1 protein-coding gene is annotated in these 1,029 nt (G+C 71.5%); it reads left to right on the top strand.

Annotated features, from left to right (window positions below):
• Positions 1-1,029 (top strand): hypothetical protein (locus AB0F61_RS34295; RefSeq protein ID WP_357818582.1); only part of this gene is annotated, 1,029 nt, incomplete at both ends.

Below are 1,029 nucleotides of genomic sequence, written 5' to 3'. Positions count from 1 at the left end.
GCGAGGCGAGGCTCGGGGCTCCCAGGCTCGCCGGTCCCGGCAAGGACGCTGACCCGCTGCTCGTGCTCACCGAGGCCGCCCTGGAGCGCTACGGCCTGCCCGCCACGCTCACCGAGGGGGAGAAGCACGCCGGGCGGATCCCGGAGGGCCACAAGGTCATCAAGCAGCTTGCCCGCGCGGAGTGGCAGCTGACCAAGCGCGGGTTCGGGCCGTGGGCGCGGATCTACCGCCCCGCCACCGGCTCGGAGCGGGCCTGCGTGCAGCTGTGCATCCCGTCGTGGAATGCGCTCGACTCTCGGCACTGGGGCGAGGTCGGGCAACTGGCGCCGGCGGAGCTCGCCCGGGTGCTGGGTGTGTACGCGTCCCGGGTGATGACGCCTCGCGGCTCCACGGCGGTGACCGGGCTAGAGCTGATGACCGCGTTGCACCCGCCGACCCGGGCCTCCGAGCCGGACGCCGACGGCAAGCGGCACTCCGAGCACAACCCCGGCTCGCTGGGCAAGGACGCCATCGACCCGATGCACTTTCCGCCGTGCGAGGTCCCCGACGGCCACCCCGTTCTCAAGGACTTGCCCCGTTTCCACGTGCGCGGTCCGGCGGAGAAGCTGTTCGAGGAAGCGTACGACTGGGCGCGGCCCATGACCGACGCCGAATGCACCCTGCGGCACCTGGTCGGCATCGACGTCAACATGGCCTTCGCCGCGGGCGCGAACGGCCTGAACGTCGGCCTCGGTGAGGCGACCCACGTCAAGGCCCCCGCGTTCGACCCGAAGCTGCCCGGCTCATGGCTGGTAGACCTCTCCCACGTCGACCTGTCCCGTGTGAAGGTCGGCAAGGACAAGTGGGTAGAGCTGGATGGCAGCCTGCTGCCGAGCCCGTTCACACCGAAGGGCGAGCGCCCGGAAGGGCCGGCCTGGTACGCCACGCCGACCGTCGCCTATGCGGTGGAACTGGGCTACGACGTCGCGCCGGTCGAGGCGTGGGTCCGGTACGACAACGGCCGGTACCTGGACGGCTGGTACAACCGGC

The organism is Micromonospora sp. NPDC023888 (assembly GCF_040639415.1).
Lineage (GTDB): Bacteria > Actinomycetota > Actinomycetes > Mycobacteriales > Micromonosporaceae > Micromonospora.
Note: the sequence above shows the minus strand (reverse complement) of the source record. Positions and strands in the feature narration are given on the sequence as shown.